Origin of the sequence: Sinorhizobium terangae, assembly GCF_009601505.1 — a bacterium.
Taxonomy (GTDB): Bacteria; Pseudomonadota; Alphaproteobacteria; order Rhizobiales; family Rhizobiaceae; genus Sinorhizobium; species Sinorhizobium terangae.
Genome location: NZ_WITC01000032.1, coordinates 83326 through 104635, shown reverse-complemented (window position 1 = coordinate 104635; position 21310 = coordinate 83326). Strand labels below are relative to the sequence as shown.

The following is a 21310-nucleotide window of genomic DNA, read 5'->3' as shown; positions in this document are numbered from 1 at the left end:
TTTGGAGCCGTTGCGAATTTCGACAGCCTTGCGGGATTAATCGATCTATTCGCGGGTATAGGACGCCCCGACCGCGAGTTGGGGCTCGCATCGCACGCCTTGGCAGTGTTTGCTCAAGACGCCTCAGGTGCCCTTCAAGCGCGCCCGAATCCCGTGGTGATGTAGGGGAATGCTCACCTATGCCGCTCAGGCGGGCAGACGATCATGCCCCTGCGCCATTTGCGTTTTGCTGGCGACCAACGTGCCGACGTCGATCGGTTCGCGCTCACGCTCCGGCGATTGGACCGGCAGGCTGAAGGTGACCGTCGCTCCGCGTCCAGGGGCATTCTCGGCCCAGACGCGGCCGCCATGCGTTTCGACGACGGAGCGGCAAATCGCCAGTCCCATGCCGATGCCGTCTTTCTTTGTCGTGAAGAACGGTTCGAAGATCCGGTCGGAATCGGCGATTCCGCGGCCCCGATCGGAGACTGCCACTTCCAGTGTTTCGGAATTGCGCATGTGTGTCGCTATGCGAAGGATACGGGCATGCACGGGGGTTTCCTGCATGGCTTCAATCGCATTGCGGACGAGATTGATAACCACCTGCTCGATTTGAACGCGGTCCGCCCCAACACCTGGCAGAGCGGGATCGAGGTCGATTTCCAGCCTGATCTTGCCCGCCTGAAGTTTGTCGGAGATCAGCTCGCACACTTCCTTGATGACCGTATTCAATTGGATCGGCTGTCGTGAATGGCCGGTCTGCGTAAATAGCGCCCGAATCCGATTAACCACATCGGCCGCAGCATCGACGTCTCGAACAATCCACTCTGCGGTGCGGCTCGCTCGTTCAAAGTTCGGCGGGTTCGCACGTAGCCACCGCTGGAAGGCATTGGCGTTTGCGACGACCGCCTGCAGTGGCTGATTGAGTTCGTGCGCGATCGAGACCGACATCTCAGAAAGACTTGCCGCACGCAGGGCGCGAGCCAGCTTCTCGTCCGCGAGACGGGCGGCCTCCTGGGCCTGCATCTCATCGTGAATGTCGAGGCATACGCCATACCATTGAAGAATGCGGCCATCGGTGTCGCGCAGAGGCTCGGCCTTGCCATCGATCCAACGATAATCGCCGTCAGCCCGTCGCAGCCGGTACTTCAACATGAACGGCTTTCCGGCCCTGAATGACTGGCTGAGAGCCGCCTGAAAGGACGCCCGGTCATCCGGATGGACGGCTTCGATGATCGTCGCGGCCAATTGGCCGGCGGTCCGAGTTGTGTCCCCGCTCTGAGACATGCCCGTCCAGCGCAGCAATGGCTGGTTGAGGTAAGACGGCTTGCCGTCCGGAGTTGCGCACCAAATGAGTGCCGGCACTGTATCGATGAGCTGGCGCAGTTGCTGTTCGCTTTCACGCAAAGCGGCCTCCGCCTTGCGCTGGTCATCGATATCGACGGTCGTACCGTACCAAGCGGTGATGCGCCCGTGCTCATCTCGCGATGCGACCGCGGAGTCGCGAAACCATCGGTAGGTGCCATCGTGACGGCGGACCCGCTGTTCGTCGATCAGTGGCTCTCCGGTACTCAGGCTGTGCTTCCACAGCGCAAGGCTGCGCTCGCGATCATCGGGGTGTACAAACGGTTGCCACCAGGCGGTGTCACCGGCCTCCATCAGTCGTTTCATTTCCTCGACTGTCAGCCCGACAAACTCCAGCGCCTTCGGATTGACAAAACGCATCCGCCCGTCGGGGTAGCAGGACCAACCAAGACCGGGAATATCCTCCATGGTCGGCTGGGCATTCCTGTAGACCTGCTCGTAGAAGGTGACGACCCTGAATAGCTGGACCACAAGCCATAGGCCGAATGCGCTGGCCACGAACACGGCGACACGAAGCCATCCACCCATGCCAATGGTATCAGAAGCCGTTTCAATCGCGGCTGCCGCAAAGCCGGCGATTGCGATCGCCAGCAATCCCCCTTTCCAGCCGATGCAAATGCAGGCGGCGGCAACCGCGATCAACAGGCCGGTCGGATCTGAGGAAAACCAAGCCAGGAGGGCGCCGGCCGCACTTATGGCCGCTGCAAAAGCCCGCCGCTTCGTCGATGACATTGCTTCCATCGAACCCCTCCAAGCCTTCAGGCCTTGATCAATGCGTATAGGTCGATTCAACCTACCAGCGAGGCGTTGGGTCTGAATACCTATGCCTTGGGACAGTCAACAAAGCCTTGATCCGTCAGCGGCTTGGCGCCGCGCAGGCCCTTGGTGCCCGTCACTCGTCACCCCGCCGCACGCTTTCAGGCAGGGACTGCCAAGCCGTGAACAGCTGCGTAATGGAGTTTGCGTGCATCTTCTTCATCATGTTACTTCGATGAAGTTTGACGGTAATTTCGCTGATGCCGAGTTCGAAGGCGATCTGCTTGTTCAGGGCGCCGCCGACGACCGAACGCAACACCTGCCGTTCGCGCTGCGTTAGCGTCTCGTAGTCGGCAGCATGCTTGCGCGCCGTGAGTGTCGCCTCCCGTCGCGCGATGTCGGTCGCGATGGCGTTGGAGACTGCATCGAGGAAGGTCTGGTCACGCACCGGCTTCGTCAGGAAGTCGACAGCGCCTGCCTTCATCGCCTCCACGCTCATCGCGATGTCACCGTGTCCCGTCAAGAACACGATCGGCGTCTCTATGCCGTTGGTCTGGAGGTGGCGTTGCAGGTCGAGCCCGCTCAATCCCGGCATGCGCACGTCAAGCACGAAACAGCTTGGCCGATCCGGAAGTTTGGCCTCGAGAACTTCCCGGGCGGAAGAGAACGAAATCGTTTCGATCCCAACCGAGTTGAGAAGGTTGCTCATGGCCTCACGGACCTTGGCGTCATCATCAACCAGCATCGCGATCGGTTTGTCTTCCGATCCGGAAAATGATGTGTCCATGCCCCGCCCTTCAATTCAAGCTTCAACCAAGACCCCGCGCGCGACATGTGGTCTGTCGCAGCCGCACCATGGCCCTCGCTCGGAAGACAATGCGGACGGTGATTCTCGGAAAATCGCAGGGAATATACCGTAAAAGCGCAGGGGACTCGAATACGATTCTTGTCGCGCACCGCGCAAGACTGTCTCCTCCTCCGCCTGGAACGCCGGACTGATGCTCAGAAACACGCATGCGGGCACGACCAGCCCCGGTGGGGTCATCTGCAGGCGTATGGCGCGGTGCACGCCTATGCCTTTGTCCGGCGTTACCGCAGTCCGATTCTTCAATATTTTCCAGCCTTCAGCCGCTAGGCTTGAGGCGCCACGCCTCGCTGGATAGGTTGCGCCGCAGGCTGGCAGACAGCATTGCCTGGCAAGCAAGTGGGTCTCGTTTTGATAATGATCAAATTTCGGTGATGACGGACGTCGCCGATGGGAATAGGGCGTACGGGGACGAGGAATGAACCCTTCTGACGTTACTGGCCGAGCGGCAAAGTTTCGCCTTGGTGTTTTCCTGCTAGGGCTTTTTACGGCGCTGCTGGCTCTGGCGATGCCGGCCTATGCGAAAGAGATTCTGCGCCTTCCATACGCCATCGACATCGGCACGTTCGACCCTGACAACGGTTTTGAGGTCGATGGTGTAAGCGCGATCAACAATGTCTATGAGGGCCTCGTCGAATACGCGCCAGGATCCACTCAGATCGTCGGTTTGCTTGCCAAGCGTTGGGCAATTTCCAATGACGGCCTCAGCTACACGTTTGATCTGGAGGATGGCGTCAAGTTTCATGACGGCGCGCCCTTGACCGCGCAAGCGGTGGTCGGCTCCCTCAAACGTCGTCGCGATGGTGGGCTCGCGCTCAGCTATATGCTCGGTAATGTCGCGGATATCAGCGCACCCGATGATGACACCGTGGTCATACGACTGAAGCAGCCTCAACCCTCGTTCCTGGATGCGCTGGCGAGCGCTTGGGGACCGAAGGTGATCAGTCCTCTGGCGCTCAGCGAGCACGACAAGTCGGATAAGGCCACAAACTGGCTCGGTGAACACGCCGCCGGTACCGGACCCTTCAAGCTCGCGGAAATCAAGCGCGGTGAGGGTTACGTCCTCGAACGCAATGCAGACTACTGGGGCAAGCGACCATACTTCGACGAGATCAACATACCCGTGGTGCCGGATATTGGACAACAGATCCTCAAGCTGAAAGCAGGTGAGCTCGATGTCGTGCCGACCAACTTCCCGTTCGCGCAGTTGAGCCACCTGCCGGCAGGGCTTGAGGTCACCGCCGCGCCGAGCATGACGCAATACGCCCTGTTCGTTAAGCCCGGCTCGCCTCTCGACAATCCGGAAATTCGCCGTGCCGTCCTGACAGCGATCAATCCGTCCCTTTGGGTCAAGGACGTATTCGGTCCCTACGCAGAGTTGTCGAAGTCGGCCTATCAGAACCTGATGCTCGATCCCGCCGATCCAATCGAATATCCGGGTGACATCGAGGCGGCCCGGGCCGCGATCGCGAAACTTGGCGAAGTCAACCTCAGCATAGGCTTGCACAGCACGAAGGCGGCCTATGCCCGGATCTCCGACCGTCTGATCATCCAGCTCGCCCTGATCGGCGTCAAAACAACGGCCCACGTCCTGCCGCCGGGAGCCGCCTTTGCGTTGAAGGGCGACCCCAGCGCACCCGACGCTTTGCTCACCATTTCGAGTCCCGACGCAGCTCATCCGGAGAACCAGGCGCGGGCATTCTTCACCAAGGACGCACCGCTCAATTTCTATGGCAGGAGCCTGCCTGAGGCTGACGCCATCGTCGACGTGGCTGGGACTAAGACGGACGTTGCAGAGCGCAACGCCCTCTACGAGAAGGCCGGGCGCCTCTATCTCGACGCCGGCCATGTCATTCCCCTTGTCGATGTGAAAGATGTCGTGGTGCATGCCAAGGGCCTGACTGACCTTGGGCTGCGCCCCGCCTTTCCACCCGGCAACATCGATTTTGCCACCATACGGTGGACACGCTGATGTAACGTTTGAGTGGTTGAAGACAATCAACGCGTGAGGCTCGCGACATGATCGGCGTTTTGAACCCTAGCAATCCGCAGCCGGACCGGCATTCCCCGGCCACCGCGCTTCGAGACGCGTGCTTCGCTGAGTTTGTAATCGCCGCGCACCGAGATGGTTGATCAAGTCCTCACTGTTGCCGGGCTCGGCGTCGTTCTCTCCAGGAACGGCAGAAAGCACCGCGTCCTCGACGACATCAGCTTCGCGGTAGCTCCGGGTGAAATCCTGGCTGTGGTCGGGGAAAGCGGCGCGGGAAAGTCGACGCTCGGCGCCGCGATCCAGGGGCTTCTGCCGAGCGACAGCGCGCCGGAAGTGAGCGGGTCGATTCGGCTTGCCGAGCTAGAGATCGTCGGCTCACCGCCGCACCTGTTGCGCTCAGCGCGACGTTTACTCGTGCGCGCCGTCCCACAGGACCCGATGGGGGCAATCAATCCCACGATGACAATCCGCCGTCAGTTGCACGAATCGGCAGACGGGGACGAGACGTTGATCCTTGATAGCCTGCGCCGCGCCGGTTTGCGCGACGAGAAGCGCATCGCGGGCGCCTTCCCGCATCGTCTGTCGGGAGGCGAGCGTCAGCGGGTTCTGATCGCAATGGCGATGATGGCGCGGCCGAAACTCCTGATAGCCGACGAGCCGACGACCGCGCTCGATGTCACGACGCAAGCGCAGTTGCTCCAGATCGTGCGCAATCTCGCTCGGGAGGAGCACACCGCTATCATCTATATCACCCACGACCTCAATGTCGCGGCCGCAGTGGCCGACCGCGTGATGGTACTTTTCGGCGGGCGAATGGCGGAGATCGGCACGCTGCGCGAAGTCGCGCGAAATCCGCAGCACCCCTACTCGGCCAGTCTCTTCGCTGCCCGCTACGATCTCACGTCCGATCGATCACGCCCGTTGCCGACGAAGCGGACGGCATTCAGGCGTGACGAAACGAGCGAACGTGGCTGCAACTATGTCTTGCACTGCCAGATCGCCCGGCCCGACTGTTCCAGCATCCGCCCCCGAGAGCGCCGCGCTCGATCGCATTCCGGCCTGGTGGCCTGCCATCGCTCGGACGAGACGCCGTTACCTACCATTCCTGTCGCGGCTTCGCGCGAGGCATGGGCGGGCGAAGAGGTCACGGACGGACCGGTGGCACTTGAGCTTTTGGACGTTCACAAGCACTTCCCTGCAGACAGGCAAGGGGTCTGGGAACGGCGGCGCCTGATACCGGCGCTCAGAGGCGTGAACCTGTCAATCGCGCTCGGCCAATCGGTCGCCGTCGTTGGTGAAAGCGGCTCCGGCAAATCGACCCTCCTGAAGATCGCCGCGGGATTGATGGCTGCCGACAGCGGGCACGTCTCGTGCCTTGACCCCCGGCCGCAGGTAATCTTTCAGGACTCCGTGTCGGCGCTGACGCCGTGGCTCTCCGTCGGCGATCAGGTCGGTGAACGGCTGCGTCCACACGTCGCCTCTGCCGCCGAGCGCCGGCGGAGGGTCGGTGAAGCCTTGCAGAGCGTCGGGCTCGATCCGTCGCTGATGCATGCATTGCCGTCCGAGCTCTCGGTCGGCCAGTGCCAACGCGCCATCGTGGCCCGGGCCGTTGTCGTGCCACCCAAGCTGCTTCTGTGCGACGAGCCTATCAGCGCCATGGACGTCCCGCTGGCTGCGGCAACTCTCAACCTGCTCAATGATCTTCGCAGGCGCCTTGGGCTCGCGATGCTGTTTGTAACCCATGATCTTGCCGCAGCAAGGGTCATTGCCGACCGTATCGTCGTGCTAAACAAGGGGACGGTCGTGGAGGAGTTTGAAGCCGACATGTTGCAGTCCCCTTCCCGTGGTGCTGTCACACGGGCACTGATTGAGGCCTGTCCAAGCCTCGACGCGATGCTCGCTCGATGATCCGCGGCATGAATGCACAGACAAACTCGTTAGCGCGCCTCTACGACGGCCTGCGGCTGGTCGGCTGGTCGGGTTGGGTCGGCATTATCGGAGTATTGCTGATTACGATCGTAGCTTTGTTGGCGACATGGCTGACACCCCATGATCCCTATGCGCGGGTCGCCGAGGCTTATCTTCCTCCTTCAGGAACATATTGGTTCGGTACGGACGAGGTCGGTCGCGATCTGTTCGCGCGCGTGCTTGTCGGCGTGCAATCCACCTGGCTTGCGAGCCTTGCGGTGATCATTTTCAGTCTCGTGCTCGGCTCCTTCATCGGGGTTGTCTCCGGTGCGATCGGCGGCAAGGTGGATTTCATCGTTCAGCGTATCGTCGACTTGTTCCTGGTGCTGCCCAGCACCATGATTGCGCTTGCGGCGGTTGCGGTTTTAGGGCCGAGCCTCCTCCACAGCATCATCGCACTCGCGATCTTCTGGTGGCCATGGTACGCCCGTGTCTCACGGGACGAAATTCGGCGGCTCCATGCGCGGCCGCATGTGGAGGCGGCAAGGGCGGCCGGTGTCGCCAGCCCCCGCCTGATGCTGCGCTATCTGCTTCCAGGAGCCGTCCCCTCTCTGATCATTGCGGCGACGCTCGATGTCTCCAACATGGTCATGGCGCTATCGGTGATGTCGTTTCTCGGCCTCGGCCAGCCGGCGCCTTCGGCCGAACTCGGAGCCATGACAGCACGCTCACTCGACAGTTTGACGGTTTTCTGGTGGATCCCGATGTTGCCGGCGCTCGCCCTCTTCGTCTTGTGCCTCTTCTCAAACCTCGCCGGCGATGGACTTCGCGCGGCGCTGAAGGGCGCGTGAGCATGGCCTTTTATCTCGCGAAACGGGCGTGCGGTCTGGCCATCGTTCTCATGGTCATGAGCTTCATCGTCTTTTTGCTGCAAAGCGTCGTCCCCTCTGACCCGGCGCGCGCCATCGCAGGCCCCTACGCGCCATCGACAACGATCGAAACCGTGCGCGAGGAATTGGGCCTGGATGATCCCATTGCCGTGCAATACGGCCAATTTCTGATGCAGGTGAGCGCCGGAGACCTCGGGAAATCGGTCCGCACGCGCCAGCCGGTGGGTGACGACCTTCTGAGATATCTGCCCGCGACGCTGGAACTCATCTTGGTGTCCACCATCCTGGCGATGGGATTGGCGTTTAGCCTGACGCTGCTTCTATTGGGCGGCGCGCGGTCGCAGGTCCTGCGGCACGTGTTTATTGCGCTGGGATCGACACCAATCATCCTGTTGGCTGTGTTGTTGGCCTATGTCTTCTGGTTCCGCCTGGCCTGGTTGCCAGGAAGCGGTCGCCTTCAATTTCGTGACTTCGTCGGCACGACGGGCTTTTATGTCATGGATGGCCTTCTTGCGGGGCGGCCGGATGTCAGCATCGATGCCCTGGCACATCTGATCCTTCCTGCGACGGCCTTGGCCCTGCCGTTCGCGGTCGCGGTCGTTCGCAGCCTCGCAGGAGCACTGCATGACGTGATGCGACAACCCTATATCCGAACGGCGCGAGGCAAGGGTCTTGGCGAGGCAACCGTTGTGTTGCGACATGGCCTCAGGAACGCCGCTTCCGCCCCGTTGGCGATGACCGGGCTGCAGATAAGGCTGCTCTTCGGTAACTTGCTGGTGGTTGAATCCGTGTTCGGCTGGCCGGGTCTTGGTCTATATATGACCCAGTCCTTTGCAACTGCCGATCTGCCGGCGATCCTCGGGGTCTCGTTGGTATTCGGGGCGATCTACATTCTCGTCAGTATTGCGGTCGAAATCGCTCAATCGCTCACCGATCCGCGGATCGAACTGTAAGCGCCGCCAAATCTGTCGCCGTCGCGCCGCTCTGACCTGTGAAGCAAGGGTGACCTATACCGTCGCATAGGTCGACAGATACTACGATACGGTGGAACGGCGCGAGGATATCGAGATCTAATCGTATTTGCTCTGTGCCATATGCTTATGGTGCGGCTGCGAATGGAGCAACCATGGACCGCCTTATCCAGCCCAAGAATATCAATGAAACATCAATGGATCGGCCGGATAGGCGCGAACCTGTCGCAATCGTTCCCGGCCCTGCCCGCGTGCCTTCGTCAATCGGGCTCGAATCCGAAGCCTTGCGTGACAGCAGGGATGTCCAGGCCGGAGCCGACACCAGCCACCCGATCGGTGGTATCCGCATCTATCCAGGCCAAGGCGACGGTGCGCTCAGCGACCGCCAGTTCGAGCGCGTCGTGGCCTATGTATCGCGCAACATGGATGGTCCGCTCAGGGTTCGTGAACTGGCTGCGGAGGTCGGACTTAGCCCCAGCCACTTCACCCGCGCATTCTCGGTGCGACTCGGAAAATCGCCCTACGCCTTCATCATGGAGCAGAGAATGCACCACGCCCGCAATCTGATGATGAACACCGGTCAGAAGCTGACCGAGATAGCCGGCAACTGCGGACTTGCGGATCAAGCACATCTCACACGTATGTTCAGGAGGTTCGAAGGCACGACTCCGGCGAGATGGCGGCGCCTTCGCCGGTCGGATCCGAAGGCGGATTGTCAAACACTAGAGACGCAGGGCTGATCGGCCCGTCTGAGACCTTCTTCATTCTGAAGGAAGCCGGCGGCGCTGAATAGGCGCTCCAGCCCGCGCGGATTTTCCCTGTCGGACCGGTTCGCTGGCGCGCTGCCGAGGCACTATACCTGTGTACACTGACGACGGTCTCCGAGAGATAGTATGCTATTACATCATCACTCGCCGCCGCTTCCAGCAGGTGATGGTGCCCCGGTCCTCCCTCCGCAGTGGCACGACAAACAAGACTGATCCGCATGATAGGGCCGTCTGAATCCTCCGCAGACGGCCCACTTTTTTGTTCCCAGCGAAAGCCGGCGATGTGTGGCGGCGGTGAAGCTTGAGCGCCGTACACATTGTGTAGACAGAGCGCGCATGAAGGCTATACTGCCGCCCTCGTTGCTTGAGGGCGCAACCTGAATTCGAAAAGCCTCTCCCGTAGGGAATTCGTGGCACTCGTAGCTGCCCTTATGGCCATCGAGGCGCTAGCGCTCGACATCATGCTGCCGGCGCTGCCAGATATCGGCGCTGCGTTCCAGGTCGCTGATCCAAACGACCGCTCGCTTGTCCTGACGATGTTTCTTATCGGCTTCGGCTTGCCGCAAGTGGTGTTCGGACCGCTCTGCGATCGTTTCGGCCGCCGCCGGCCAATATTGATCGGTATCGCCGTCTATATCGCCTGCGCGCTGGCTTCGGCCGCCGTGCGCGACTTTTCAGAGCTGCTTTCGCTTCGTTTTGCCCAAGGGGTGGCCGCGGCGGCGATCCGCGTCGGAATGATTTCGGCGGTGCGCGACCGATATGAGGGCGCTGCGATGTCGGAGGTCGTCTCGGTTGCCCTATCGATCTTCCTGCTCATTCCTCTTTTTATGCCCGGTGTCGGGCAGATCATCCTTCTGGTGGGGCCATGGGAGTTGATCTTCGTCGCCATGGGCGGCCTTGCGGCGATGATCGGAGTGTGGACCTTCCTGCGCATGCCGGAAACCCTGGCGCTCGCAAGCCGCCGACCACTCGACTTCACGAGCGTGGTGGATGGCTTTGCCATCGTGATCCGCAACCGGACCGGGTTCAGCTACGGGCTGTCCGGCATGTTCCTGCTCGGAATTATCTTCGCACTGATTAATACGTCACAGCAGGTGTATGTCGATATCTATGGGCTCGGTCCTTATTACCCGCTCGCCTTTGCCGCCATGCCCGGGGCCGCAATCGTCGGGTTCCTGGTCAATTCGCATCTTGTGGCAAGGTTCGGAATGCGCCGGCTGGCGCATGGCGCAATGCTCCTCTTTCTTGCCGGGAGCGTTGCGTGGCTTGCAATGGTCCAGCTTGCAACACCGCCGCTCTGGCTGTTTTCGCTCATGATCGTGCTGGTCACTCCCATGGTCGCGTTTGGTTTTCCCAATACCGGGGCGCTCGCGATGGAACCGCTCGGGGAAGTCGCCGGAACGGCGTCCGCCATCTTCGGCGCCATCCAGACCGTTGGCGGGGCGATCCTCGGCTGGGCGGTGGCGCAGTCCTTCGACGGAACACTGACGCCGGTGATCGCGAGCCTCTGCATCTTCGGCACCTGCGTGCTCGCCTGCTTCCTGGTCGCCGAGAAGGGTCGGCTGTTTGGCGACGGAACGGTGCAGAACGCACCTGCGGCGGACGCCTGATCGAACCCCGAAAGCGAATTTCCCATTTGTTAACCAAATTTGCTCATTGTCCGTGGCTCGACCAAAGAACCTCGGAGCACATGATGAGCTACGATTGGACCGGCGAGCGGACACGCCGAACGAGGATGCGGAGGATCAGTGGATTGGTCCTGATAACCGCCGCGATCATCGCCGTTGCAGCGGCCCTGTCCATGTAATGCGCGTCGCGCTCAATCGGACTCGTGTGACGCGCTTTAGGTCATTGATTTCATGCATCGTTGCCCGAAACCGCTGCACACTTTTGGCCGACAATGCATTAGGCTCAGGACCTGAGCCCAGCAGCCGGTCGCGGCAATGCGAACTTCGGCTGGCCCCACTCCGGGATGGCGGCGGAGGTGCCCGATACGGCCGTCGGTAAGCGGCTTCGAGTCAATGTGGAGTGCGGGGCCACCGTTCGGCGGGCGAGCGCGTCCACTTCTTCATGCCAGCCTCTTCATCACCAAATCCTCGCTGAGGCCGACTGACAGCACAGGCTACCCATACTCAGGTGTGGCTCGTTCGCCAACGCGCCTCAACATAGAGTCCGCGACGTCACTCGTGACCGACACAGTCGATCACGCAAAACAGGAGCGCGTCATGTCGCAGGCAGAAACAAAACCCCGTACGAATGGTCAGCAGGAGAAAAACATGAGCTTGGTCAAGACCTCACATCCGGGTAGACCCGAAGAGCTGGTTCCGTCGCGCTATGCGGTGCAGATCGGCGAGATCGAGGTGGTCGTGATCAGCGATGGGGTGCTACCGCTCCCGACCAAGATGTTGGGACACAACGCCGCCCCGGCCGCCCGGGCGGCCTGGCTGGACGAAATGTTCCTGCCCCCGGACGCTTTCGACTGGGCGCTGAATGTGGTCCTGGTGCGCAGCGGCGACCGGACCATACTTATCGACGCCGGGCTAGGCTTGGACCCGAACTTGAACCTGCCGCGGGCCGGGCAGCTGATCAAGCGACTGGAAGGCGCCGGCATCGATCTTGGCTCCGTGACCGACGTGGTGCTGACCCACTTGCACATGGACCACATTGGCGGGCTGCTCGTCAACGGGGTGAAGGAGCAGTTGCGTCCGGACCTGCGGATCCACCTGGCGGCCGCAGAAGTCAAGTTCTGGGAGGCGCCCGATTTCTCCCACGCGGTCATGCCCGACGGCTTCCCGGACGCGCTGCGGGCGACCGCCAAGCGGTTTCTGAGCGTATACCACAATCAACTGCAGCAGTTCGAGGATGAGTACGAGGTGGCGCCGGGCGTGGTCGCTACTCGCACCGGCGGCCACACCCCGGGGCACTGTGTCGTCCGCGTGGCTTCCGGCGGCGACCGGCTGATGTTCGCCGGCGACGCCGTGTTCGCGGTCGGGTTCGAGCACCCCGACTGGTACAATGGCTTCGAACACGACCCCGAGGAGGCGGCCCGCGTTCGGACCGGTCTTTTCAAGGAGCTTGCGGCGACCAGATCGTTGCTGGTGGCCACCCACCTGCCGTTCCCGTCCGTCGGTCGGGTGGCGGTCGATGGCGACCACTTCCGTTGGGTACCGGTCTTCTGGGACTACTGACAGCTTATTGGGCTAGGGCCAAACTACAACGCCGCGCGTCCAATCGGACGCGCGGCGTAGCACTTTGAATTGCTGCATGATTTTGTCGCTAATGATCTGGTGTCGGCGGCCGTGCGGCAGCTCGCCTGATGCGGGATCTCTTCATGTAGCGCGGGCCAGGCGATGCACGAGACCTCGCCGGCCGCGTTCCATCACGACTGCATGGTTCCAGCTGAAGACAGGTTTCAGGATGAATGAAAGTCTGATCATCCAGGGCTTGGTGACCCTGACGATCCAGTCGTAGCGGACATTGCATTTCGAGCCATCGGGTTGCAACGTCCATCGACCAAGCCCCTCGAGCTCGCCGCGGGCTCTCCCCTCGATGATGGATAGCGGCACGATCCTGGTGGTTTCGATTTCGAAGGCGAGGTCATAAGGCAATGCCGTGGACCATCTCATCCGATGGACGGCGCCGATGCCGGCCTCGTCGCCTTCGCGCAGAAGCGTGACCTCTTTCACCGTGGGCCACCATTCCGGCCAGGTTTCGGGCGCATTCAGCAACCGCCAGACATCCTCGACCGAGGCGTCGATGGTCCATGTCGTAACGAGCTGAAATTCGGTGGACGGCATTCAGTCTCCCGGCAGGCGAACGAGTGAGCTTCATTCTGACTTCATCGGCTCACGTGATCCAGCTTGATCGCTCAGTTCTGATTTGTCCAACCGGTCCATTCGCCTGCTTGTGCCTGTTTGCGCGGGCACAAAGACGAAACGGCGCCTTCTCCGACAAAATGGCGAGCACATCTCGATGTTGGATCATCGGCCGGCTCCAGTCCCGGCATCGTCGGCTCGAAAGATCCAGCGCCAACAGATCAAGGAACAGATCATGACCGGAATAAGCCTCGACCAGACAGTCGCAACGATCGCAGCGGAATTGCCAGGGGCGGCGGAACTTTTCCGCCGCCATGACATCAGCTTTTGTTGCGGCGGCAACCTGCGGCTCTCGGAAGCTGCCGTCAAGGCCGGGCTCGCACCGTCGACGTTGCTTTCCGAACTTGAGACATTGGTGGAGGCGGCAAGACGGGATGCGCCTGAAGAGACCGCTGACCTCATCGCGCATATCCTCGCCAGATATCACGAAACGCACCGCTCGGAACTGACCTGGCTAATTCCGCTCGCACAGAAGGTGGAGCGCGTACATGCCGACCATCCGTCGGCACCGATCGGGCTTTCACAGGCGCTGGAGGCTCTGCGGAACCAACTCGAAGGCCATATGGTGAAGGAAGAACTGGTTCTCTTCCCGATGATGCGGTCCGGCGGCAACGAGACGATCATGCATCCGATTACGCAGATGCGGCATGAGCATGATGACGAGGCGGAGCACCTCCGGACGATCGAGCATCTGACCCATGGCCTCTCGCTGCCGGCTGGAGCCTGTGGCTCGTGGACTGCGCTCTATACGGGGCTGCGCAAGTTTACCGATGACCTCGTCGCCCATATGCATCTCGAAAACGCCGTGCTGTTTCCTCGTTTCGAACCGGCATGACGGGTCGGATGACGAGTGCCGCTCCGAAGATTAGGATATCCATCTGGCAGGCGCCTTACCGCCCCTTGTTTCTTCTGGCGGGATTATGGGCGTTGGTCGCGCCCGCAGTCTGGCTGCTTCCAGCGGGAACAGGTCCGGAGCCCGTCGCCTGGCACCGCCATGAACTTCTCTTCGGCATGACCAGTGCTGCGGCGGGAGGCTACCTTTTGACAGCCTTGCCTTCCTGGACGAAAAGCCGCCCCGTCTCGCCCATCGTCACGGTCTTCGTCACCTGCCTCTGGTGCGCCGCCCGTATGACGGCAGCATTTTCGGACCCGTTGCCGTTTATCGCTGCGGCAATAGGAGCAACCGCCTATTTCGTCTGCCTGACAGTGATCCTGATGCATGGCGTGGTGTCCTCCAGGGCCTGGCATCGGCTCTGGGCGCCGCTCGGCATGGCCGCGCTCGGTGCAAACGCCCTGTCCCTTGTCGATCGAGGTGTGAGCCCCATAAGCACGCCGCTTTTGTATGTTGTCCTGATAATTCTGATCGGCGGACGTGCAGTGCCTGCTTTTACCCGTCGATGGCTCGACAGGACTGGTGCAGGGCCCCTTCGCGATCGCCCGGCGCTTTCGTACCTGGCGATAGCCGGCGTACTTGCCACCGCCTCGATCGAAGCTGTCCATCAGCATCAGACATCGGGTTACGTGCTGATGTCTTCGGGTGGTTTGCTGCTGCTGCAAATGAGGGCATGGCAAAGTGTCAGCACCTATCGTTATCCTGCCTTGTTCGTGTTGCATCTTGCGTTTGCCTGGACGCCGGCGGGTCTCGTTCTGAACGGTCTGGCGGTCGTCTTTCCCGATCGGATTCCGGCTGCCGCCGCTCTGCATGCGCTGACCATGGGTGCGATGGGAACGATGATGGCCGCCGTGATGATGCGCTCGGCCATGAGACGAAATGGAGAGGCCTTGGTCACCAATGGGACCATGGCGTGTGCATTCGGCCTCGTGACTCTTTCAGCGCTGCTGCGCATTCTCGCCGGATTGCCGATCGACGCGCATTTCAATCTTATGGTTGCGTCCGCGATCTGCTGGATGGCCGCTTGGGCGCTTTTCCTCGCCGTCTACATACCGGGCCTGACTGGTCCTGTTCCGAGGCCGGTGTTCAGCGCAGCAATCGGCAACCGCGGCGCACGCGCCGATAGCAACGACTGAACCGCAGTGAAATGCCAATGTACATAGAACGCAATCAAAGCGGAGACTTCATACTGGAATCAAGCGAGCTCGCAGAGCGGTTCGGGCTGTCGAGCGACGAGTTCCGCCAACATCTGAGGAGGGGCTCGGTGATGAGCATGGTCGAGCGCGGCGAGGCCGAGGATGCCGGCACGTGCCGCCTCAGCGTAAGGCTCGGAAACCGGATGTGGCGCGCCATCCTGGACGACCAGGGTCGGGTCGCGAGCGAAGAAATGACAATTCTTCGCAGCCGCGGGCGGCCCTGACCCTCGGTACAGGACCGCACTCCTCTTGGCTGCGCGCCCATTCGGTTGAAGCGGCCGAGCGAGCTGAGCATCTTTTGCGGGAACCGCTGCCGAGTCGCCTCTCCTGCAGCACGTGCCAGACAACGTCTCCGAGCGGCTGGTCCCGCTTTGTGAGTTCCTACTCGATTGCTACCTAGACTGCGCCGAACGCGAGCGCACGGAGGCGGAACGGAAGCAGGCGCAGACGTTTGCGGGCGACATGATCCGATGTCTGCAGGACATACGCGCCCTTCCGCCCTGGTAAGCGCATCTGAGTCACCGTCTTTCGGCTGCATGGAAACCAAAGGTTGCGTCGTTCTGACGCGAGCCAAATTTGCGTTATGTCAAAGAACGAACGGACCACACGGCTTAGTCATCGTCCCTGCAAGGCGCCCATGCGGGGTGTCTTCCAGCAAGGAGAATTGCAATGCGTTCCATGACCAAGTTTCTCGTCGGTGCAGCGTTCCTGAGTGTCTTGAGCGTTCCCGTTTTTGCCGCCGATCATGAGATCAAGATGCTCAACAAGGGCACGGACGGCGTGATGGTCTTCGAGCCGTCGGTACTCAAGGCCAGCCCCGGTGATACCGTGACCTTTGTGCCTACGGACAAGGGGCACAATGCGGAAACGGTCAAGGATATGATCCCGCAGGGTGCCGAAGCGTTCAAAGGGAAGATAAACGAAACGCTTAAAGTGACCCTGACCGAGCAAGGCATCTATGTGGTCAAATGCACGCCTCACTTCAGCATGGGCATGGTTGCCGTCGTTGTCGTCGGTGACGCACCAGCCAATGTCGAGCAAGTCAAGGCGGCAAAGTTCCCGAAGAAGGCGCGTGAACGGGTCGACGCCGCGCTCAGCAAGCTTTGAGCCTTCGTAAGGATGCGACCACGGCGAAGCAAGATGTCGGCGTGATCGCAGGGATGGGCGCGGGTCAGGCGGCATCGGCTTGCCGGCGCCTCTCCGCCCTCGCCTGCCGCGTCTGGAAGGTCGCCAGTTGACCGCGCAGCTTGCTGGCCTCGACCGCAAGGGTTTCCGAGGCGGCTGTCGTCTCCTCCACCATGCCGGCATTCTGCTGTGTGATCTGGTCGAGCTGGCTGACCGTGGCGGTAATCTCGCTGAGCGCCGAGGCCTGTTCCTTGGCGGACTGTGCGATAGTGAGAACCTGCCGGCTGATCGACTGTACGTGCCGCTCGATACCGGAAAGCGCCTCACCGGTCCTGCCCACCAGCGCGACGCCAGCCGAAACGTCGTTCGTAGCCTGACTTATAAGCGCCTTGATCTCCCGCGCCGCGGCGGCCGAGCGCTGCGCCAGCTCTCTAACCTCCTGCGCGACGACGGCAAATCCCTTGCCAGCTTCGCCTGCACGTGCCGCCTCGACCCCGGCATTCAGCGCCAGAAGATTGGTCTGAAAGGCGATCTCGTCGATCACACCGATGATCTGGCCAATCCGCTCGGAAGAGTTGGCAATATCGCGCATCGCGCTCACCGTTTCGGCGACAACACGGGTCGCCTCGGCCGCATCGCTGCCTGCGATGACGACCGAGCGCTGCGCCTCGTCGGCGCCAATCGACGACATCTTGACCGCAGCCGCGACCTCCTCCAGAGCGGCCGCCGCTTCCTCCAATGCAGTCGCCTGGCTGCCCGTGCGCCGCGCGAGGTCGTCCACGGCCATCCGCAACTCGGCACAACCGCCGTCGATGACATTCGCGTTCTCGCCGGCCAGGGAAACGAGCCGCTCCAGCGTCTCGACGGACCGGTTGAAGGCCGTTCGAAGCGCGTCGAAATCCGGGGCAAGCTTGTGGGCGATCCGGAAGCAGAGGTTCCCCCGCGAAAGTTCGTCCAAGCCACGGTTTACATTGTCCAGCGCCTGCTCGAGATCTCTTGCCCGCGCTGCCCGTTCTTCTTCGAGCGCCCGCGCCTCCGCCTGCCGCTCCGCCGCACGACGCAGATCTTCCTGACGCTGTGCCTCCGCCTGATGCCTGGCAGCCTCTACGGCCCTGGCGACTGCGCGCCCCATAGCTCCAACCTCGTCCTTGGCACCGGTCTGGCCCGCTGTCGTGCAGGCGTCGCCGTCCGCGAAACGCTCGATTGCCGCGGTGAGTGCCCGGATCGGCCGGACCACTCCGAGCGCAATCAGCACCGATACAAAGCCGGCGGCGGCGAGCGCGACGATCAGGCCGCCACCAATCATCAGCAGAGCCGTCATCTGCCGACGGGCGAGATCAGCGGCGTCCACTTGCGTCGCCTCGAGCAGCGCCTTCTCGACCTCGCGCATGGCGTCGATCCGCGCACTTGCCAGGTGATACCATTCGTCTGCATCAAGGGTGGAGAGGTCTCCTGCCTCGCCGACCGTCAAAAGCACCCGCCGCATTTCCGCCAGCGATGCCGAGGCATCAGGCATGACAGCCCTGGCCCGATCGGCGAAGGCCGGCAACTTGGCGGCGAACTCATTGAGCAGCGTCGTCTGCGCGCCATAAAGCTTGGCCAGGCGGACCAAGCCCTCTCGATCAGCCAGGCCCGTGGCGATCAAAGCGTTGCCAGCCGCCCGTTCCTGGCCCGCATATTCCTTCGCCAACGAGAAGAGGTTGTAGGCTTCGACGTCCCCGGCAAGCGCATCGTCGATGTGCCCGCCGTTGGTGAGCGCGCGCAGGACGCTGAGCAAGCGGGAAACGGATTGGCTGTACAGCGCACTGCTCTCCGCCGGCGCCAGCTCGCGCCGATCGACGCGGCCGCGCAGCACCGAAAGCTGCTGCAGTCCCTCTCGCAGGGGAGCATCCTGATCGATGGCGAGGTTTGACGCGGCAGTCAAAGCCGTTGCAGCACGGCCGTCGAAACCACGCCGTGCGGCGTTCAGTGATGCGTCGTCGCCATTGGCTTTACTCGCGAGAAAGATGGCCGTCGCGGCGCGCTCCATCTGCAGGGCATGCACTGCGTCGCCGAGGATTGAGATATAATCGCTGACCTCCACCAGGCGCGCAGCGTCCCGGTAGCTGGCCAGGCTCCCGTCGACCCGCCCATAGGCGAGCCAGGTGGCGACAAGCGCCGGCAGGGCAACACACCAGAGGATCCGCTTGGTCAGCGAGACGTCCGACAAACGCATGAGGCAACGCTCCAGGGGAAGTTCGACCTCATGCCGACGCGCCGCAATTCATTTTCGGCCCGATGCACTTACACCGCTGTCAGGTTCATCTCTTTGATCCGGCACAAACAACACGGTTCCCTGGGGGAAAGACAAGGCTTGTAAGCTGCCCGCAGAGGCCACATCGCCGACTGCGCACGATCGATAAGGCACGATCGGCGCCGCTCAAGGCAGTCTCCCCGCCTTGAGCAGTCGAACTTATCAAAATCGATCGTGATCGAGACCAATTTCCGGGAAAATGCCGAGCGGTTTCGCTTGGAGTCGGGTGATCTCAAAGCGTTAGATCATTCACGAAAGATGCCCTTGTAGTAGGAGCCGTTTCTTGGTGGGGCACCACTTGCCCTGGGGTTCAACGCCCCGTTCCGGTTCTCCGCATTGGGCGCTATCGATGCAGTGTCAGGGTTTTCTGATACGCAGGCTACGCTGCCGACGCTGATTGCCACCGCCGTCAGTGCGAGAATAACAAACTTGCTCATCTCTACTTCCTCTGTTGAAGCTCGCCCGATGATTCGAATTCAAATCGGGTTGGAAGCCAGGATCATCCGCTCCTCGTCGTAAGGACCCGGCCAGTCTGCGGTCGCGCGCCGGCTGCTGCAAAGTCGCGGAACTGCCTCGGACGGTTGTCGTCAATCGGTAGATCCGCCGCGCGAAGGATGTCCGGCACGAGTGGATCCGGCGCCTTTGCCGGATCGACTGCGGGGTCAAACGCTTTTGAAGCGATCCCTGCCATCCTCTCAGGATGGCCTGTGCCATGGAACTACAAGCTCAGTTTCGGCGCAAAATGTAACGGGTGTGTGACACCCCGCCCAGCTGGTTTTCTACTATTCTGAAAAGACCCCGCTCGCCGCCGCCATCGCTGCCTGAACGCGGCTGAGCCCAGCATAGGGCAGCATGTGGAGAATGGCCTCGGTCACTTCTTGCTTGTTGCCCCGGTATTCAACGCCCCTGCGACGTGGACCTTGAGGGGCGTTTCATCCGCTGTCGTGCCACGCGCCGCAAGTGTTGTTCAGGCCTGGCATGCTCGTCATGACGCAGATCCCGGCCACCAATGGCTTCGACGCGTGGTTCGCGAGATCTCGCAACAAACATGACGTTCTCCGTTCCGCAGAGCTACTTCGATGCCCCAGAACGTTTCGAGGCGGTCGACGTGCGGTCTTGCCAAAGGAACTCTCAATAACCGTAGCGAGCCATCGTGGCGGCGAGGACCGGAATAAGCGTGAAAACGCCGATTTGCGCCAGAATATAGCCGCGCACCTTGGCAACGTCCTCGGCTAGCGGGGTAAAGGTGTCTTCGTCCGCATTCTTTCGCCACTTGCGGATTTGCATCGTCGGCCTGATGGAGAGGAGCCCGACCACGGCAAAAGCCAGCATCTTCAGCCAGAACGCCCAATTGTAAACATAGGCTTCCCATCCCTTGAGACCGAAGAGGACACGAGCAATCCCGATGAGGAGCACAAGGGTGGCGGCCGCGCCGTAATACGCATCGATCCGCGAGAGTAGTCTCCCGCTTCCTCCCGACATATCCGGCCGCACAATTACGGCTTCCATCGCGATGATCGCGGCCAGCCCGAAAACCAGGACGTGGTGGGCACTAGCGAGAACAAGATCCGTGAACATCCGGCACTCCCCGCCCGTCTGACAAAAGGCCGCGGTCGGACGTGGTGGCTCCGCCTTGACTTTCGCGTGGGCACGTTAATCTTAACGGCGTTAACATAACGGCGTTCTTAACAGCGTCAAGATTGCGGTCCGAAGAATGAAGTCGAAAACACCCACACGAGGATATCATCACGGTGACTTGCGAACCGCGCTGATCGAAGCAGGATTGGAGCTGCTCGAGCGTGAAGGCCCGGGAGGAGTAAGTTTGCGCGCCGTGGCGCGCCTGGCCGGTGTCAGCCAGGCTGCCCCCTACGCGCACTTCGCCGGCAAGCGCGACTTGATGTCAGCCATTGCCGTCATCGGATTTTCGAGGCTGCGAGATCTGATCGCGCCGCTCGCTTCAGACCCCGCACAGAGCATTGGCGATCTTGGTGTAAAGTACATTGAATTCGCCAAAGGGAACCCTGGCCTCTACACGCTGATGTTCGGATCCAGCGAGTACATCGACAGTCGGGACGCGCAGTTGTCTCACGCCAGTCGCCAGGCTTTTGAGCTTCTTGTCAGGAAGGCGGGCCGGAAAGGGTCGAGCGCAGTTGGCGATCCGGGCCCGATTGCCGCCTGGTCTTTGGTGCATGGGCTCGTGATGCTGCTAATGAACGAGAAGATCCCGGCGGAAATGAACGAACGCCTGCCTGAAATCCTTCGCCTGCTGGAGCCGGGGATCGCCGAGCACACTCGCGAAGGAGGAGTATAGCGAAACGCCACGGACGTATCCTTCAGAAGCAGTTGCAAGCAGCGTCGAGAATGCAGCAACGCTTGGATCGCCGCAATTGGCTGCAGTCTAGTTGCCATCGGGCTCGGCCGGCCTATTTCGGTACGGA

General features: G+C 61.4%; 18 protein-coding genes. 12 read left to right on the top strand and 6 right to left on the bottom strand.

The window, feature by feature from the left end; genetic code table 11:
• Positions 1-186: 186 nt before the first annotated feature.
• Together GHK62_RS07430 and GHK62_RS07425 are read right to left on the bottom strand one after the other, a co-directional pair.
• Entirely contained in the window at positions 187-2085 is a 1899-nt protein-coding gene (locus tag GHK62_RS07430; protein ID WP_153437702.1) for a PAS domain-containing sensor histidine kinase, read from the bottom strand.
• A gap of 151 nt (positions 2086-2236) precedes the next feature.
• Positions 2237-2887: a response regulator transcription factor gene (locus GHK62_RS07425; protein WP_153437701.1), complete on the bottom strand. Its 651-nt coding sequence runs from the start codon at positions 2885-2887 to the stop codon at positions 2237-2239.
• 496 nt (positions 2888-3383) lie between these two features.
• On the opposite strand from GHK62_RS07425, the gene GHK62_RS07420 reads away from it, so the two are divergent.
• From GHK62_RS07420 to GHK62_RS07390, 7 genes are all read left to right on the top strand, one after another.
• Positions 3384-4937, top strand: coding sequence for an ABC transporter substrate-binding protein (locus tag GHK62_RS07420; protein ID WP_153437699.1), 1554 nt, complete (start codon positions 3384-3386; stop codon positions 4935-4937).
• 153 nt (positions 4938-5090) lie between these two features.
• Complete coding sequence (locus GHK62_RS07415) at positions 5091-6863, top strand: ATP-binding cassette domain-containing protein (protein WP_153437697.1); 1773 nt, start codon at positions 5091-5093, stop codon at positions 6861-6863.
• A gap of 8 nt (positions 6864-6871) precedes the next feature.
• Positions 6872-7714 (top strand): ABC transporter permease, encoded by an 843-nt coding sequence (locus GHK62_RS07410; protein WP_234886808.1) that lies wholly within the window; start codon positions 6872-6874, stop codon positions 7712-7714.
• A gap of 2 nt (positions 7715-7716) precedes the next feature.
• A complete protein-coding gene (locus GHK62_RS07405; RefSeq protein WP_153437694.1) occupies positions 7717-8706 on the top strand; it encodes an ABC transporter permease in 990 nt (329 codons plus the stop codon).
• Positions 8707-8879: 173 nt separating this feature from the next.
• Positions 8880-9464 (top strand): helix-turn-helix domain-containing protein, encoded by a 585-nt coding sequence (locus GHK62_RS07400; RefSeq protein ID WP_153437692.1) that lies wholly within the window; start codon positions 8880-8882, stop codon positions 9462-9464.
• Positions 9465-9901: 437 nt separating this feature from the next.
• On the top strand, positions 9902-11101 hold the full coding sequence (locus tag GHK62_RS07395) for a multidrug effflux MFS transporter (RefSeq protein ID WP_283065070.1): 1200 nt from the start codon (positions 9902-9904) through the stop codon (positions 11099-11101).
• A 615-nt stretch (positions 11102-11716) separates the two neighbouring features.
• The gene (locus tag GHK62_RS07390; RefSeq protein WP_153437690.1) at positions 11717-12679 is read left to right on the top strand and encodes an MBL fold metallo-hydrolase; all 963 of its coding nucleotides are present in this window, start codon (positions 11717-11719) and stop codon (positions 12677-12679) included.
• A gap of 141 nt (positions 12680-12820) precedes the next feature.
• On the opposite strand, the gene GHK62_RS07385 is transcribed toward GHK62_RS07390, so the two are convergent.
• Positions 12821-13288 carry an SRPBCC family protein gene (locus GHK62_RS07385; protein WP_153437688.1) on the bottom strand — a complete coding sequence of 156 codons (468 nt, stop codon included), beginning with the start codon at positions 13286-13288 and terminating at the stop codon, positions 12821-12823.
• Between the two features lie 253 nt (positions 13289-13541).
• On the opposite strand from GHK62_RS07385, the gene ric reads away from it, so the two are divergent.
• The 4 genes from ric (at position 13542) to GHK62_RS07365 (ending at position 16561) form a co-directional block, all read left to right on the top strand.
• Positions 13542-14201: an iron-sulfur cluster repair di-iron protein gene (gene ric / locus GHK62_RS07380; RefSeq protein ID WP_153437686.1), complete on the top strand. Its 660-nt coding sequence runs from the start codon at positions 13542-13544 to the stop codon at positions 14199-14201.
• Between the two features lie 8 nt (positions 14202-14209).
• Complete coding sequence (locus tag GHK62_RS07375; protein WP_153437684.1) at positions 14210-15394, top strand: NnrS family protein; 1185 nt, start codon at positions 14210-14212, stop codon at positions 15392-15394.
• Between the two features lie 17 nt (positions 15395-15411).
• Positions 15412-15678 carry a DUF6522 family protein gene (locus tag GHK62_RS07370; protein ID WP_153437682.1) on the top strand — a complete coding sequence of 89 codons (267 nt, stop codon included), beginning with the start codon at positions 15412-15414 and terminating at the stop codon, positions 15676-15678.
• A 445-nt stretch (positions 15679-16123) separates the two neighbouring features.
• Complete coding sequence (locus GHK62_RS07365; protein WP_153437681.1) at positions 16124-16561, top strand: pseudoazurin; 438 nt, start codon at positions 16124-16126, stop codon at positions 16559-16561.
• A 64-nt stretch (positions 16562-16625) separates the two neighbouring features.
• On the opposite strand, the gene GHK62_RS07360 is transcribed toward GHK62_RS07365, so the two are convergent.
• The 3 genes from GHK62_RS07360 to GHK62_RS07345 all read right to left on the bottom strand — a co-directional run bounded on the left by GHK62_RS07360 (position 16626) and on the right by GHK62_RS07345 (position 20450).
• Positions 16626-18794 carry a methyl-accepting chemotaxis protein gene (locus tag GHK62_RS07360; protein ID WP_153437679.1) on the bottom strand — a complete coding sequence of 723 codons (2169 nt, stop codon included), beginning with the start codon at positions 18792-18794 and terminating at the stop codon, positions 16626-16628.
• 323 nt (positions 18795-19117) lie between these two features.
• Entirely contained in the window at positions 19118-19309 is a 192-nt protein-coding gene (locus tag GHK62_RS07355) for a hypothetical protein (protein WP_153437677.1), read from the bottom strand.
• 694 nt (positions 19310-20003) lie between these two features.
• On the bottom strand, positions 20004-20450 hold the full coding sequence (locus tag GHK62_RS07345) for a DUF2214 family protein (protein WP_153437675.1): 447 nt from the start codon (positions 20448-20450) through the stop codon (positions 20004-20006).
• Between the two features lie 136 nt (positions 20451-20586).
• On the opposite strand from GHK62_RS07345, the gene GHK62_RS07340 reads away from it, so the two are divergent.
• Entirely contained in the window at positions 20587-21183 is a 597-nt protein-coding gene (locus GHK62_RS07340) for a TetR/AcrR family transcriptional regulator (protein WP_153437673.1), read from the top strand.
• Positions 21184-21310 lie beyond the last annotated feature (127 nt).